This window comes from Rubrobacter tropicus (genome assembly GCF_011492945.1).
Classification (GTDB): Bacteria; Actinomycetota; Rubrobacteria; order Rubrobacterales; family Rubrobacteraceae; genus Rubrobacter_D; species Rubrobacter_D tropicus.
On sequence record NZ_CP045119.1, the window covers coordinates 3,551,025 to 3,564,036 of the forward strand.

The 13,012-nt window shown below is 65.8% G+C and carries 12 protein-coding genes; all 12 read left to right on the forward strand.

Annotation, left to right across the window (positions count from 1 at the left end):
* The first annotated feature begins 49 nt into the window (after positions 1 to 49).
* The 12 genes from GBA63_RS17885 (at position 50) to fxsT (ending at position 12,913) form a co-directional block, all read left to right on the forward strand.
* Positions 50 to 685: a hypothetical protein gene (locus GBA63_RS17885; protein WP_166178286.1), complete on the forward strand. Its 636-nt coding sequence runs from the start codon at positions 50 to 52 to the stop codon at positions 683 to 685.
* 80 nt (positions 686 to 765) lie between these two features.
* Positions 766 to 1,524, forward strand: a complete 759-nt coding sequence (locus GBA63_RS17890; RefSeq protein WP_166178288.1) for a mechanosensitive ion channel family protein — start codon at positions 766 to 768, stop codon at positions 1,522 to 1,524.
* Positions 1,525 to 1,674: 150 nt separating this feature from the next.
* Positions 1,675 to 1,851: a hypothetical protein gene (locus GBA63_RS17895; RefSeq protein WP_166178290.1), complete on the forward strand. Its 177-nt coding sequence runs from the start codon at positions 1,675 to 1,677 to the stop codon at positions 1,849 to 1,851.
* Between the two features lie 99 nt (positions 1,852 to 1,950).
* Positions 1,951 to 2,796, forward strand: a complete 846-nt coding sequence (locus GBA63_RS17900) for a DUF7282 domain-containing protein (RefSeq protein WP_166178291.1) — start codon at positions 1,951 to 1,953, stop codon at positions 2,794 to 2,796.
* 14 nt (positions 2,797 to 2,810) lie between these two features.
* Entirely contained in the window at positions 2,811 to 3,260 is a 450-nt protein-coding gene (locus GBA63_RS23355; protein ID WP_207956889.1) for a cold shock domain-containing protein, read from the forward strand.
* A gap of 76 nt (positions 3,261 to 3,336) precedes the next feature.
* Positions 3,337 to 3,588 (forward strand): hypothetical protein, encoded by a 252-nt coding sequence (locus tag GBA63_RS17910; protein ID WP_207956890.1) that lies wholly within the window; start codon positions 3,337 to 3,339, stop codon positions 3,586 to 3,588.
* On the forward strand, positions 3,585 to 3,932 hold the full coding sequence (locus GBA63_RS17915; RefSeq protein WP_166178295.1) for an STAS domain-containing protein: 348 nt from the start codon (positions 3,585 to 3,587) through the stop codon (positions 3,930 to 3,932). Before GBA63_RS17910 ends, GBA63_RS17915 begins: the two co-directional genes overlap by 4 nt.
* On the forward strand, positions 3,920 to 4,147 hold the full coding sequence (locus GBA63_RS17920; RefSeq protein WP_166178297.1) for a hypothetical protein: 228 nt from the start codon (positions 3,920 to 3,922) through the stop codon (positions 4,145 to 4,147). Before GBA63_RS17915 ends, GBA63_RS17920 begins: the two co-directional genes overlap by 13 nt.
* Before the next feature lie 858 nt (positions 4,148 to 5,005).
* The gene (locus tag GBA63_RS17925) at positions 5,006 to 5,422 is read left to right on the forward strand and encodes a CU044_2847 family protein (RefSeq protein ID WP_166178299.1); all 417 of its coding nucleotides are present in this window, start codon (positions 5,006 to 5,008) and stop codon (positions 5,420 to 5,422) included.
* A gap of 60 nt (positions 5,423 to 5,482) precedes the next feature.
* Positions 5,483 to 9,481, forward strand: a complete 3,999-nt coding sequence (locus tag GBA63_RS17930) for a tetratricopeptide repeat protein (protein WP_166178301.1) — start codon at positions 5,483 to 5,485, stop codon at positions 9,479 to 9,481.
* 176 nt (positions 9,482 to 9,657) lie between these two features.
* Positions 9,658 to 10,059 (forward strand): hypothetical protein, encoded by a 402-nt coding sequence (locus tag GBA63_RS17935; protein ID WP_166178303.1) that lies wholly within the window; start codon positions 9,658 to 9,660, stop codon positions 10,057 to 10,059.
* Between the two features lie 4 nt (positions 10,060 to 10,063).
* Positions 10,064 to 12,913 (forward strand): FxSxx-COOH system tetratricopeptide repeat protein, encoded by a 2,850-nt coding sequence (fxsT, locus tag GBA63_RS17940; RefSeq protein ID WP_166178305.1) that lies wholly within the window; start codon positions 10,064 to 10,066, stop codon positions 12,911 to 12,913.
* The last annotated feature ends 99 nt before the right edge of the window (positions 12,914 to 13,012 follow it).

Here is a 13,012-nt window from a genome sequence, read left to right on the forward strand (position 1 = left end):
TGAGAACCATGCGCGGGGCCTTCGGGTTCCGCCGACGAGGAGGTAAGAGGTGGCAGATAGAGGAAACCAAAACGCGCCGAAGGTCGACGAGCACGACGCGCGCTCCGGCGGAGGGACGGAGTCCGGCCCGCGCAGGGTGGGCGAGGCGCGCCGGGACCACGAGGCGGATCGGAACCGCAGGGAGAGCGAGCTGGGCACGAGTTGGACCAGCGTCGTCTTCGGTTGGCTCGCCGCGCTCGGGGCCGGCCTGATCCTGAGCGGCATCGTCGGCGCCATAGTCGGTGGCATCCTTGGCGCCATGGGCGTGCAGGGCGGCACCGAGGGCGGCGTCGCCGGCCTCGTGGGCCTGCTCCTCACCCTGCTTTTGGCCTTCCTGATCGGCGGCTACGTGGCCGGCAGGATGGCGAGCCGCTCCGGGCTCAAGCACGGCATCCTCGTGCCCGTCCTCTCGCTGCTCGTGATAATCCTGCTGGCCATAATCGGCGCCGTCGTTGGCGCGAGCTTCATCGACCAGCTCTCCGGCGTCGCGCTGCCGCAGGTTCCCGGCAGTGCCCAGAACCAGGTCCCGCAGCAGGGCCTCGGCACCATCCTCACCACCACCGGCATCGTAGCCCTGCTCGTGCCGTTCGTCGGCGGGGCGCTCGGCGGCCTCTGGGGCGCGAAGACCGGCCGCAAGCGGCCGTAACGTAGGCGAAGGAAGCGGGCGGGGGCCAAACCCCCGCCCGCCGTCATTCCGAAGCAAACCCAAAAGAACGGGAGAGAATCATGCAGTCTGTAACGCAGTCTTTGTCGCAGGGGCTCGGTGCCATAATGGGGGCCTTGCCGGCCCTCATCGGCGCCCTGTTAATACTCATCATCGGCTACATCATCGCCAAGGTGCTCCAGGGCATAACCACCAGGGTGCTCCAGAGCATGGGCTTTCAGGGCTGGATGGAGCAGGGCGGCATAAAGCAGTTCTTCGATAGATCCCAGACCCGGCAGACCCCGCTCTCCATCCTCGGCAAGCTGGTCTTCTGGCTCGTCTTCTTCATAGCCATCACGATGGCCGTAGACACCCTTGGCATCTCGGCGATCTCGGACGTCTTGGCGCAGTTCATAGCCTACATACCGCAGATCATCGCCGCGATCCTGATCCTGGTCCTCGCGACGCTGCTGGCCAACTTCGTGGCCGGGATAGTGCGGGGCGCCACCGGCAGCAGCGTCGCGGGAAGCGTCGCCCAGTACGGCATCATCGTGTTCGCGGCGTTCGCGGCGCTGACGCAGCTCGGGATCGCCGAGGAGCTGATAGCCCCGACGTTCCTGATCCTGCTCGGATCCGTGGCGCTGGCCGCGGCCCTGGCGTTCGGGCTGGGAGGCCAGGGCGTCGCCCAGCGGATAGTCGAGCAGGGCTACGAGAAGAGCGGCGAGGCCCGCCAGCAGGTCCAGCAGCAGCAACAGCAGAACCAGCAGCAGGACGGTTCCTCGAGCGGCTCCTCCTTTACGAGGGTCGACTCGGGCGGGGAGCCGACCCGGAGGCGCCGCTAGAGCGCCGCAACGGCGACCCCGAAGACCCGGACGACCGTCCCCCGGTGGGCCACACATCGCGGGGGCGCGTGCAGGCCGCGCCCCCGCGGCGCGAGTCACCACGAAGGAGCACGACCCGGACAACTCGATGTTAGGGAGGGATCACCGCGGGTGCTTCGCGGCCCGATGGGCCGCACCCCGGGCCGCGTGCAACAGGTCCTCGTCATCGGGGGCTACGAGCCGGAGTACGTGGAGGTTAGCCCGGGTCTGCTCGGGTTCCGGTCGGCCCTCACCCCGGTGCTGGGCGTCGCAGTGGACGACGAGAGGCGGGTGCTCACGCTTCAGTAGCCCGGGACCCGCCGCCCCGGAAGACGGCACGCGCCCCGAAGGGGCCTACGTGCGGCGCGAGCCGCATGGCAAAACACACGACGAAACCGGAGGACGCCAGTGAGCGACTTGCAAGGCAGACGGATACCCGGCGAGGAGAACTCGGGCCGCAAAAGGCCCGTACTCTGGATAGTCCTCGGCCTCATACTGCTGCTCCTGCTGGCCGTCCTGATCCCCTTCGCATGCCAGTCCCTGACGGGCGGCTCCGGCCAGCAAGGCGACGGCTCAGGGGCCCAAGGCGACGCCCGGGGTGACGCGCAAGACGGCGGACAGGACGTCCGGAACGGCGACGAAACCCAAAAGAACGACGCGGCGCAGGACGACGGGACCGGGAGCGCGGGGAACCAGGGCGGCGGGGACGACGCCGAACGATCCGGGACCGGCGAGCCGGGGGGCTCCCAGGGGGGCTCCGTGACGCGGCTGGAGGTCCGGGATCAGAGCGGGAGCGGCGCCGCGGTGACGGTGCCCGCGGCCACGCTCGAGGGCACGAAAGGATGGTTGGCCGTCCGCGCCGACGACGACGGCAAGCCGGGAAGGGTGCTCGGCCACGCGCCCCTGAAGGCGGGCGCGAATAGCGACGTGAGGGTGGAGCTCGACCGGCCGGTGGCCTCCTCGCAAAGGCTCTACGCCACGGTCCACGCGGAGGACCCGGCCGACGGGAGGTTCACCTTCCCCGCCGACGATCCGACCGCGACGCAAGGCGGGCGGGCGGCGGCCGAGCCTATCTCCTACACGGTGGAAGACGGCGCCCCCGGTCGGGAGAGCGCCGGCATCCGGGACGACGAGCTGCCCGAGAGCGGCGGGGTCCCCCCCGGGGCCTTGCTTGCGGCCGGTACGCTCCTGCTGCTGTCGAGCGCGGCTTGCCTGTCCCTGGCGCTGCGCCGGGGCGCCGCGGACGGAAGCTGATCGAGGGGGTTTTCGTGGAAGGACGGGGCGGACACAGGGCGCGCCTGGACCGCGGCGAGCGGGAAGGCTGGGGCGTGAGGCTGCCCGCCGCCGTGGCCAACGACCCCGCCTTCGGCGCCTGGGCCGGGGTCCGGTCTCTGACGGTCGTGGTGGGCAAGGGCCGCGTCGTCTTCCGGCCCGCCGCGCTCCCGGGAGGCCAGGCGGCGAACGACGCGGGGGACGAGATCGGGACGGCGAAGGAGGCCGGGCGCCTGAGATGGTTCGACGAGGAAAAGGGCTACGGGTTCATAGAACTGCCCTCGGGCGAAGACCGCTTCTTCCACCGGTCGGGCCTCTCGTGCGACCCCGACGAGCTCGAACCGGGCCTTCCCCTGGCCTTCGAGACGCGACCGGGGGCGCGCGGGCCCTTTGCCGTGGGGGTCGAGCCGCTGAAGTTGCGGCGGCCCGGGGATCGGCCGGCGTGAAGCGCGGGGCACGTCTCTCCCAGGCGCGCGCCGATCCCGAGCGTCCGGCCCGAGCACCGGGCCGCGCCCGGGCGCTTTGGCGGCCGTGCTCGTCGTCTGCTCCTTCCTGGTCTTCGTGCCCATCCGCCACGTGTACCCGACGCGCACGGTCGTCTTCCGCAGGATCTCGCTCACCCTCACCACGCTCTGGCCCGGGAGCTACGCCGTGATCCTGTGGCAGGTGCCAGATCCGCACCCCGCGACCCTGACCTTCTCGGTCCTCTACCTCTCGGCGAAGGCGCACATCCGCCCGAGCGCGGCAGGGGTCGAAGGGAAGGAAAAGTCGTGAAAGACGGGCACCGCATTCAGGTCGGTACGGTCGAATACGAGGACGGCCGGATAGTGTTGAGCGGCGAGTTCGACCTGCGGGTCCGGCAGGCATTGCGGGAGGTCCTCCGCGCTACACACCGGCGAGGCCGCAGGGTGCTCCTGGACCTCTCGGGCGTGACCTTCATGGACGTGGGGTGCGCCAAAGAGTTGGCCTTCTGGTGCCTCCTCGACCCCGAACTCCTGGTGCCCTTGGATCCCTCGTGGCAGGCGCGCGCCAGCGCCGTCGCCTGCGACCTCGGGGGAGAAAGGCACCTCAGGGTCGGCGAAGACGCGGGGACGGGGAGCGGGCCGTGGCCCGTCTAAAGCGGCGCCGGCAGGCTCTTTACGCAACGGGCGTCTCCTGCCGCGGGTTGCTGTGGCATTCCGGCACGTCGAAGGGACCGACGCGGTCTCGCTGCGCGCCCCGCCCACCGGGGGCGCTGAAGTCCGGGGTGGCCCAGAAGATCGTGCGGGTGCTCTCGGGGGACCGCCCCCGCTCTCCGGTCAACGAGCCGGCCGGGAGGGGACCCGACGGCTGAGGGCACGGCGGCGCCGGACCGGCGGTAAGTGACTTGTCGAGGGCAAGGACGATCGCCGCTCGGCGAACCAGCCACCGAAGAGGTCCGGGCAAGAACGATTCAGCTTGATCCCTATAACGCTCGATAATGGGATGCGAAGGCTTTGTCCTGTTAAGGAGTCCTAAAACTATGTAGGGGCGTCCCGAAACTCTGTCCTGTTCGAGCAGTCTCGGTAAACGGTGGCTGGAAGGTTTCGAGACGTGGTAGCTGTCGTGGGCCGCTAACCGGGCTTGCAGGGCCACGCGACGGACCCGGCGATCCTATTCATCGTAGTTCGGGGAGCACCCCTTCTCGGAAGTTCACTTGCAGGATCCTGCATAGGTACGGCCGCTACGGCCGTCGAGGGTCGGTTTTCGGGACGCCGGCGAGGAAGGACAGACCACAACATATCGTGGTGGCGGATAGAAATGCGTGTTCTTGCATGGTAATTGGGCGAATCTTGGTCAGACTCCGGCGGCGATGATGGGAGAACGCCGGGGTTCTGCAGAGGGATTGTACGGGACGGGCACGGCGTTCCTGACCCCATAAGCGGGGTGCTGGCGCGAGTCTGGCGTACGCGGCAAAATCAGGGGACGCGCAGTGCGATCGTGGCAGCGCATTCGTATAGAGCGTGGTGTGAGAACGGATCAGGTTCGGTAGGAGGACGCATGGCGACCTTCGCTAAGACCTTGGTCGAGGAGTGGATGAACCGCCGGGGGTACTTCACCGTACGCGGGACCAAGGTGGAACTGCTAAAGATGGACCTCCTGCGCGTCAGGTAACGCCTGATGCCCGACGGCACACGCCGGAGGATGGGCGGATGATATATAGGGAGGGATCGTGGATGACGAGGTGAGGCTGGGGACTGGTGGGGAGGAGGCTGGAACCGTCGCGAAGCGACGCCTCGTCCCGATGCGCGTGGGCGAGGCGTCGGTGTACATCGAGGTGGCTGGCGAGCCGCCAAGCATCGAGGGGGACGAGGAGATCTACGCTGCCGCTACAAAAGACCCAGTCGACGCCTTCAGATCTGCGGGCGAGGTCCTACAAGAGGTCGTGCGCACGGTAGGCGAGCAGGTAGCGGCGTTGGGCGAGGAGGTGAGACCCGATCAGGTGAGTGCGGAGTTTTCCCTCTCCTTCGAGGCGGGGGGCAAGGCGCAACTGATCCCAGTGCTGTTCACGGGCGAAACGAAGGCTGTCTCCGGGCTCAAGGTCACCGCTGTGTGGGAGACCTCTTCGCTAGGTCCCCGGGATGGTTGAAGGGGTCTAAGCATAACTGCCCACTCTGAGCGCGGCTTGCAAGCGGCACGGAGTGCCACCGTGGCCGTGTGCAGACCCCACGGCGAGCACAAGGGGCAGGGCCTGTTGCTCCGGCTTGGCGGCGCGGAGGGCAACGTGGTGCTTACCTGCCATCACGTCGTCGCGGCTGTGGAGCGCGAGGATCTGCGGGTGAGGATACCTTCTGCCGATGGGACGCTTGGGGAGCCGGTGGGGGTCACCTACGACGAGCAGCGCTCCAATCCTGAGCGGGACGCGGCTGTGCTGAGGGTCCGAAAGGATGCGAATCCCGTCGCGTCAGCGATGCCCCTGTTGCACGAACTCGACTCCGACACATACGAAGGCTCCCTCAAAGCGACGGTGCTTACGCACCTTATGCCCAACAGTTTCGACGCCATGGTGAGGCTGGGCACGATGATCGACCGCCGGGCTGACCCCGCTGCCCGTTGGCCAGAGGTCCCCGAGCGCTATCGCGTGCGCGCCTTCCGCCTCGCCAGTGCGACGTACTCCAAGCCAGGGTTCAGCGGCGGGGTAGTCTTCTGCGAGGGTGGTGTACTCGGCCTCGCTCACTTCGGCAGGAGAGAGACGGAGGAGCAGGCCCGGGAAGACTATCTAGTGCCGCTCTCCGAGTGGGCGGAAGGGTGGCCCGCTCTGAATGACGCGATAGAGCCCCTCGTCGACAGAAAGCTTAAGGGGTCCGCGACCGTAAGGCGCGCCGCGCACCTGTCCGCGGGGCTCGCGGCGGACGTAACCGTCGCCGGCTACCGCCCTGAGGTGTACTCAGAGCGGGAAGTGGACAGGTTGGCTCGGCGCACCCTAGAGGAGCGCGGGGGCGTGGTCGTGGTCGGCCGACCCCTGTCCGGCAAGAGCAGGCTGGTCGTAGAACTCCTCCGCGAAGATCCGCGCGCGGTGTTGGTTGTTCCGAGGCTCGACAGCCAGGCCCCTCCAGAGAGTTTCGAGGCGTCCGGGTTCCGCGGCCTCGATGTAGTATTGCTTTTCGACGATCTACACTACACCGCGCGCAGCTCGCGGCCCCTCGCCTGGGTTCAGGCTTTCGAGGAGGCAACGGGACGCCGATGCAAAGTGGTGTGTACGTCTAGGGACGGCGCGGAGTGGAGTACGCTGGAGGCCGAGCAGCAGCTCCTGCTTGAATTCTTGGGCAAGGAAGAGGCGAAGGTCTTCACTAGCAGGGTCGAAGGGTCGCGCCGCGTGACGGGCGAAGACCTCTCCGAGGAGCAGGGATGGGAGCTCGCGCAGGATCTGGGCATTGGGATGGCGGAGTTCGACCGGCGCTTCGACGGTACCCCTGGCTCCCTGCTCCTCGACCTCGACGAGATGGGCCGGCGTTACCGGTCGCTGCGCGACGAGCACCGCGGAGGGGTGTCCATGGGTCGCCTGCTCGACTCCGCAAAGATCCTCCTCCGGGCACGCCACCTCGGCTTCTCTCACGATCTGGTACGGGCCGTGGCCGAGCGCGTGCGCGGCAGGACCCCTATGGACGAGGAGACGTGGGAAGCCTTGATCCGACGGACGAGAGAGGAGGGTTTCGCTCAGCTCGACGAGGAAAGCGGGAGCATACGCTACTACACACCGTACCTCGAGCGGTGCGTGGATTACGAGCCCCGGCCCGCCGACTTGCACGTGCTCGAAACCCTCCTTCAGGAGCAAAAAGACGGCTTGGGTCTCTTCGCCCTGGTTGCGGTCTACGGCGAAGACCTGCGTGACCCCGAGCGTGCCCTCTCCTGCGCCGAGAAGGCGCTGGAGCTGAATCCCGACTCCGCCGGAACCTGGTACAACGAGAGCTACGCGCTGAACGGCATGGGCCGCTTCGAGGAGTCCCTCTCGGCCATCGAGCGGGCCTTAAGCCTGGACCCCGGGTATCACCCAGCTTACTATTCGAAGGGCTTCGCCCTAAGCGGGCTGAAACGGTATCGGGAGGCCGCCGAGGCCTTCCGGGAGGCCATACGGCTAGGCCAAGGCACGCACGAAGGCATAGTCAGCATGTACTTCCACGGACTCGGAAACGCCCTAGCGGACCAGGGCCTCTTCTACGAAGCTGTGTGGGCTACCATGCAGTCGCTACACCTCTACCCCCCTTACAAGCCCGCGCCGCGTCTCTTGCGCCGACTGCTGCTAGGGGAAGCAAGGTTACACGGATTCGCTCTGGAGGTTTGTGACTTTCTGTTGTCTCAGGACTCGGAGTGGGCGGAAGCTTGGTGCGCCAAGGGGCACGTTTTTCGGGAGATGGACCGGCAGAAGGAGGCCCTCGCCGCTTACGAACGCGCCATAGGGATACAGCCAAGCCTCACCGAGGCTTGGGCCGGTAAAAGCTTGGCTTTGCTGGAGACGAGCGACTCTGCGAGGGGCTCGGACAAGCTGGCGAAGTATTTGACCGAGCAGGGCGCGAACGAGGTGGCAAACGACCTTGCTTCGCGGGGATTAGAAGCGCTCGACAAGGCCATAAACCTGGGCGAGAACACCTTAGGCAACTACTCCAATAGGGCCGTTATGCTCTCCCGACTAGATCGAGACAGGGAAGCCCTCCAGGCCCACAACGTGGCCGTGGATTTCGACCCTGGGTCTACTCAAGCGCTGCACAACAGGGGCATGGTCCACGTCAAGATGCGCCATTATGGCGATGCTCTGAGAGATTTCAGGGAAGCGGTTCGCCTCGATCCGGACTTCGCGCCTTCTTGGTGGCAGATTGCTTCGCTGGCGAGCGGTCACTTCGATGAGCAGTGGGAAGCGCTTTTCGCAGCCGAGCAGGCGATCCGCCTTCGGCCGGGCGACGCGGCATCGTGGTTTGCTAAGGGGTGCATCTATACGAAGCTCGGCCGGCCCGACCTGGCGCGTTTCTGGTTTCGGTGCGCCAAGAGCCACGGAACCCTCAAGCGGTGGTCCCTCCTCGGGGGTCCAAGCGGGGGGCGACTGTCGTTCTTCGACTTTGCCGGCCCTGTGGAGCCCTGCCCAGACAAAAGATACCGAAGTATTGGGTCTCCCACTGTAGACCCGATGCAGGCGATGCGGAACTGCTTCCTACTAACGCTGGGCCCTAAGCATCAGGACGTGATGCGGGCGTTGAAGTTGCTTGCATTCGCGAGTATAGCGGAGCCGACATACCGCCAGCTACGGGCCGTGCTCGAGAGCAACCGCCTCTTCGGCCTGGAAGGTATCGAGCTAGGTGACCTCCTCAACACCCTCGCCCGACAAGCATTCGTCAATCTTGCTCCCGGCCAGAATCGGGTCCGGCCGGAGTACGCTTGCCTGTGGGAGGCGGTGAGCTACCGGACGGGACGGCGCATCGAACAGGACTTGGACGCTCTGTCGGAGGTTTTTTATACGGAGTTGGCCGATCACGAGGCCCTGTCCCAGTTAAGCGGCGCCTACGCTCAAGCTGTACGAGACTACGCCGCCGCCCTGGCCTGTGCGGACCGTGCCATCGCCCTCAAGCCGGACTACGCACCGGCGTGGGGCAACAGGAGCGCCGCGCTCGGAAACATGGGACGAGATGCCGAAGCTCTCGAAGCCATAGAGGAGGCCGGGAGGCTTTCGTCAGGGCACCCGACCGCCTCATACAACAGGGCCGTCGCGCTCAACAAACTCGGCCGCCACACCGACGCTCTGGCGGTTTTCGACGAGATGGTCGGGATCTGGCCTGACAACCCCGACGTTGTATTCGGTAGAGCCGAAGCTCTCGCTGGTCTCGGCCGCAAATCCGAGGCAGCGGCCGAGGCCGTCCGTGCGGGCGAACTGCGGCCCATCGACCCGGACCTCGCGTTGCGCGAAGGCCTGACGCTACTCGGGTACGGGAATCATGAAGGGGCGTTGCGTGCCGTCGATCGCGCCTTGAGTATAAACTCTGAAAATCACATCGCCTTCTTTGTGAAGGCAACAGCGCTCATGGCGGCAGACAGGAAGGACGAAGCAGTGGCTTGGCACCTTCAGGCGTGGTCCATGCGCCATAGATTCCCGGACGAAGGGGCCATGATCGCGGAGATGCTCGGAGACCTGGGCCACGATCCGCAACAGGAGGAGTCCTAGCGGTACCGCAACGAGTGCCGTACCAGTACAGACATTGCTCTGCGGCTCTTGGCAGCCTTTGTAATTCTACGTTCCTCGTGTTGCGCGAGACGTCGCAAGATGAAACACTTCGTTCAGTCATTTCGCTTCAAGGCAGCGAATAGCTCAGTGCGGTTCAACGGAGACAGGAGTGCGATATGGACCCCGTAACCATAGCCATACTAGCCGCCGTGGGCAGCACGGTAGCGCAGGGCGCGGGCCAAGCGGTCGGAGAGAACGTCGTCAACGACATCTACGCGAGACTCAAGCAAGCCCTTGCCAGCAAGTTCGGCCGCGACAGCGACGTTCTCAAGTCGGTCGAAACCATCGAAGCCAAACCCGACTCGAACGGCCGAAAGGTGATGCTCAAGGAGGAGGTGGAGGCTTCCGGGGCGAACCGCGATCCGGAGATCCAGAAAATATCCCAGGAGTTGCTCGACGCGGTAGCCGCGCAGCCTGGCGGGGAGCAGCATATCCAGAACGCGGAAGGGAACTACATAGCGCAGGCCGACCGGAACTCCACGGCCGAGGTCAGGGTCAACCGGCCTGACGAGGAGTAGGGTCGTGTCGGGACAGCAGGGGCCCCACCAGCACGGACAAGGAGACTACTGGGCACAGGCGGATCGGGGTTCTACCGCCATAGTGAACGTGATCCGGTACGAGCATGTTCGCCCGCAAGAGCCGGATCCCGCGCTGCTAGAAGATTGCAGGGCGCTCCTGGAAGACCTGCCGCTGGACCACGTGCCCGCGGCGGCCCCGCCTCCCCCCGGCTCGAAGGAGCCGCCCATCGACCCAAATCCGCTCTTCATCGGCAGGGAGGAGGACTTGAAGGCGCTCGCTGCGGAGGTGAAGGCCAGCTCCACCGCGGCGGGACCGGTGAAGACAGTCTGCGTCAGCGGCATCGGCGGCGTCGGCAAGACCCAGCTCGCCGGCGAGTTCGCCCACCGTTACGGGCGGTTCTTCTGCGGCGGCGTCTACTGGCTCAACCTCTCCAGGCCGGACGCGGCGGCCGAGGAGATCGCCAACTGCGGCGGGGCGGGGGCAATGGACCTTCGCGGCGACTTCGACCGCCTGCCGTTGAACGATAAGGTCAGGGCCGTCAAGGCCGCGTGGCTGAACGAGCTGCCGCGCCTCCTCGTGCTCGACAACTGCGAGGACGCGGAGGCGTTGCGGGCGTGCCGGCCGACTACGGGGGGTTGCCGGGTGCTGCTGACGAGCCGGGGGGTGTTCGGGGATCCCGCGCTCGCGGTCGTTGCTCTGGAGCTAGAAGTTCTGGATCGAGAGCAGAGCGTGGAGTTGCTCCGTAGCCGCTGTCCCGGTCTCGAACTAGAAGAGGACGATCTGGTGGCGGTGGCCAAGGAGCTGGGCGACCTACCGCTTGCTCTGGATCTCGCGGGCCGATTCTTGTACGAGTATCGGGACATCGTTTCCCCATCCGGCTACGTCGAGCAGTTGCGCGCCGTCGAGCCCGTAAACCACCCTTCCCTACGCCGGACCGAGGGCTACTCTCCCACGGATCACGAACTGGACGTCGGGCGGACCTTTGTCGTGAGCTACCAACGTCTGGACCAAGAAGACCCAACCGACCGCCTAGCGATCCGGCTGTTGGCGAGGGCCGCGCGTTTTGCACCAGGAGAGCCGATTGAGCGGGACCTCTTGCTGGCGACTTTGGGGGACTCCAACGGGTCGGATGAACCAACCGAGGGAGCGTCCGACGCCTACCGACGGATCGACGCCCTGCGGAGGCTCACGGGGCTCGGCCTCGTGAGGGAGTCCGAGGCCGGTCTGGTGAGTATGCACCGCCTGGTCGCCTCCTTCGCGCGCCGCGAGGTCGAGGACGGGGAGGCCCAGGACGACGTCGTACGGGCGGTCGCGAGGGAGGCAATCGACGCCGCCGAGGCCAATCGACCCTCCGTGCTGACGAGGCTGCTCCCACACCTGAGGCACGTAACCGGGGTCTTGGAGGATCGGCAGGACGAGACGGCGTACATGGCCCGCTTCGCGCTGGGTGCGTCCTTCCTCAAGTTGGGATCATACGCGGAGGCCGTGCCCCTTCTGGAGGGCGCCGTCAAGTACAACACCGCCCACTCCGGGCCCACGGCCTGGGTCACCATGCGCCAGCGTAGCGACCTCGGCGTAGCGATGAATAGGTCAGGAGATATAGACGGTGCCCTAGAAGTTTTCAATGCGGTCCTTACGGATCAGGAGAGAGAGCTCGGACCGAACCACATCGATGTGGCTTCGACGCTCAACAACATCGGCGCGTTGCTTAGGGATCAGGGCCGCTTTGATGAGGTACTGCCGATATACGAACGGGCGCTCGACATACGCATGAACGCGCTGGGGCGAGAGCATCGCGACACGGCGGAGAGCCTCCACAACATGGGCGCGCTGATGATGGATCTCGAGCACTACGAGGAGGCGTGGCCCTTCCTGGGTGCTGCCCTGGAGATAAATGAGAACGTTATGGGCCGGGATCACCTCGACAACGTCGGCCCACTGTTGAAGATGGGCTGGCTGTTGAGAAGAGCCGGGGATCTGAACAGGGCCCGTACTTTCTATGAGCGGGCGTTGAGGATCCGTGAGAACGAGCTAGGACCAGAGCATAGCCACGTAGGGGCGACACTCCATGACCTGGGATCACTACTGGCGGAGCGGGGCTCCCATGATGAGGCCCGCCCCTACCTGGAGCGCGCGCTCCAAATATCGCTCGACACGAACGGTGAGGACCACGCCGCCACCGGCATGAGGCTGGATTCCCTGGCCGAGGTCCTGATGGCCCAGGGTGACCTCGAGTCGGCGCTCTCCCTCTACCGCAGGGGATTAGCCGTCGCCGAAAGGATACTAGGCGACGGTGACCCCCAGACAGCGCAGTGCTTCGGCAACGTGGCGAACGTCCTCGTGCTACAGGGCCGCTACCCCGAGGCGCGTCCGCCTTTGGAACGGGCCCTGGCGATCTTCGAGGGTACGTTAGGAGAAGTCCATCCCGCCACGGCGCGCGCCCTAGACAGCCTCGCCAACGTGCTCAGCGCGCAGAAGCTTTTCGAAGAGGCCCGTCCCCTCTACGAACGTTCGCGGAACATTCGCCTGCAAATATTCGGGCCCCAACACCCCGAAACCGCTACCAGCGAGAATAACCTCGCCAACCTGCTGAGAGAACAGGGCAAGATCGACGAAGCGTTAACGCATCAGGAACGGGCCGTGGCCGCGTTCCGGGACACTTTAGGGGACCATCATCCGAACACGTCCACGAGCTTGCATCATCTCGCCGCCCTTCTGCGGATGCAAGGGCGTGACGAGGAAGCGCGTCCATACCTAGTACGTGCGTTTGCCGCGGCCGAGGCGGTCTTCGGAGCGGGACACCCGTTCACACAAAGAGTGCGGCAGGACCTGGAAGATTTGGACTTCGGGTAGGAAGAGAGTCGCGTAGTTTGCCGTGATGTCGGCAGCGCGGGCAGCTACGATCCAATATATGCGAACGTTCCGAACTTCGCATAATTGGCCTTCTGAGAC